This window comes from Burkholderia sp. Ac-20392 (assembly GCF_017104585.1).
GTDB lineage: Bacteria > Pseudomonadota > Gammaproteobacteria > Burkholderiales > Burkholderiaceae > Burkholderia > Burkholderia lata.
Genome location: NZ_JAAGPB010000845.1, coordinates 1 through 2,456, shown reverse-complemented (window position 1 = coordinate 2,456; position 2,456 = coordinate 1). Strand labels below are relative to the sequence as shown.

The 2,456-nt window shown below is 66.1% G+C and carries 2 protein-coding genes; one reads left to right on the top strand and one right to left on the bottom strand.

Annotated features, from left to right (window positions below):
• Positions 1 to 1,744: FUSC family protein (locus G3N99_RS38875; RefSeq protein ID WP_206125048.1), on the bottom strand; the 1,744-nt coding region annotated here is incomplete at its 3' end.
• Positions 1,745 to 1,926: 182 nt separating this feature from the next.
• Here G3N99_RS38875 and G3N99_RS38870 point away from each other — a divergent pair.
• Positions 1,927 to 2,456: exodeoxyribonuclease V subunit gamma (locus tag G3N99_RS38870; RefSeq protein WP_206125047.1), on the top strand; the 530-nt coding region annotated here is incomplete at its 3' end.

The window sequence follows — 2,456 nt, the reverse complement described above, 5'->3', positions numbered from 1 at the left end:
CGGCGGCCGGCACCGGCGGCGGCGACATGCCGCGCCCGGCGCGCCACACGGCCTCGAAATACTTGCGGGTGGCGGTGAGCATGTCGGCGACCTGCTTGCCCATCAGCCGGTATTCCCAGTACGGGAACAGCCGGCTCGCGGCGATCGCGATCATGCAGCCGACCACCGTGTCGATCGCGCGCTCGCCGATGATCCGCATGCTGCCCGGCGCGAGCAGGTGGAACATCAGCAGCACGTACGACGACGTGAACACGACGCTCGCCGCGTAGTTGAACAGCAGCAGGCTGTAGCTCATCACCATCGACCCGAACATGATCGCGATCAGCAGGTGCGGCTCCTTCACCGTGTAGATCAGCGCGATGCTCGCCGCGCAGCCGATCAGCGTGCCGATGATCCGCTGTGCGTTGCGCTGCTTGGTGAGCGAGTAGCCGGGTTTCAGGATGATGATGGTCGTCATCACGATCCAGTACGCGTTCGTGAGCGGCAGCAGCCGGCCGAGCCAGAACCCGACCGCCACCGCGATCGTCACGCGCAGCGCGTGGCGGAAGCTCGGCGAGCGCATGTTCAGGTTCGAGAAGATCAGCAGCGGCGACATCCGGCGGCGCTGCAGGAAGCGCGTGAGCGCCTTGTCGATCTTCAGTTCGGTTTGCTGCGGATCGGCGTGGCCCGACAGGTTGCGACGCATCCGGTCGATCAGGCGCGTCGCGCTCCAGATGCGCCGGAACGTGGCCAGCACGGCCGCATACGCTTCCGCGTTGGTGGCCGGGAAGTTTTTCTTGCGCATCAGCTCGATCTCGTACTCGATCGCACGCAGTTCGGCCTTCACGCTGACCCGCGAATGCGGCGCGCGGTTCTCGAGCACCGCGAGGCCGATCTCCTCGAGATCGGCGGCCGCCTTGCGGATCAGGTCGCGGTAGAAAATGATCAGATCGGAGCCGCCGAACGTGTTGCGCACCAGCGGGTAGTCGGTGTGTGCACCGACGAACAGCTCGTGCAGGTCGACGCTGTTGATGAACAGGTTGTACATCGTCGTGCGGCCGGGGTCGAGCTTGCCGCGGCGCAGCTTCGGCAGGTTGCGCAGCACGATGTCGCGCGCGGTTTCCTGCGTTTCGACCGCCGTGATCTGCTTGGCGACGAGATTGCGGTAGCACTCGTCGAGATCCGCGTCGAGATCGTAGAACTGCGCGCGCGCGAGCAGGTAGTCGGCGCACGCGAACAGGCTCTCGGCGAGCGCCTGCTGCTCGATCCGGCGCGCCTGCCATTGCGACACGAGCGTGGCCCAGTACGTGTACCAGAGGCCACCCGCGAGAATCCAGCCGGCGTTGATGAACGCTTCCAGCGGCGTGAACTTCTCCTCGAGCGTCATCACCATCATGAACAGCGTCGCGAAGCTGATCTGCGGCCAGCGGTTGCCGTAGACGACGATCAGCGACAGCACGAAGGTGAGCGGCACGATGGTGAGCCACAGCCCGAAGATGTTCGGTGTCGCGAGGCCGGTGGCGAGCGCGGCCAGAAAACCGATCACGCTGCAAGCGAGCATTTCGTTGTGCTTGTACTTGAGCGGGCCCGGCATGTCGACGACGCAGGCGCCGAGCGCGCCCGTCGAGATCGTGAAGCCGAGCTCCCGGTTGTGAAACACGATCAGGCACAGCACGGCAGGCAGCGAAACGCCGACCGCGATCCGCAGGCCGCCGAAAAAGTACTGGCTGTAGAAAAACTTTCTGATTTCGACCGAATAGCGCATCGATGGGCTGAATGGCAGACGAAGACGCCCGGGGGCGGCATCTTGACTGGCGACGAGTCTATCGTATTTCGTGGTCCGCAAAACCTGGCTTTCCGGACGAGGGCCGCAGCGGCGGTCCATTTGCTATCCTTGGTGATCCTGTTCGCCCGGCCCGGCCGGCGCGAGATTCCGACGCCTGCTTCATGCTCCATCTCTTCTATTCGAACCGTCACGAAACGCTAGCCGACGCGCTGCTCGAGGATCTGGCCGCGTTCCCGGCCCGCAACGGCCCGTGGGCGCCGCAGCAGGTCATCGTGCCGAGCGCGGCGCTGCGCCGCCGTCTCGAGCTCGACATCGCCGCGCGCAACGGCGTGTGCGCGAACGTCGAGTTCACGTATCTCGCGCAATGGCTATGGGCACAGATCGGCCGCGTGCTGACGGTGCCCGCGCGTTCGCCGTTCGCGCCCGACCGTCTCGTGTGGCGCTGTTACCGGCTGTTTGCGCAGGCGTCCGACGAGGCGCCGTGGCTCGCGTCGCCGCGGCTGGCCGCCTATCTGTCCGCGTCCGACGATGCAATGCGCTACGAGCTTGCACACCGCGTCGCGGCCGTGCTCGATCATTACCTGACCTATCGCCCCGAATGGCTGGCCGCGTGGCAGGCCGGCGAGTCCGTGCTCGCGGGCGACGGCGCGCCGCGCGGGATCAGCGACGCCGCGCGCGACGACGAGCGCTG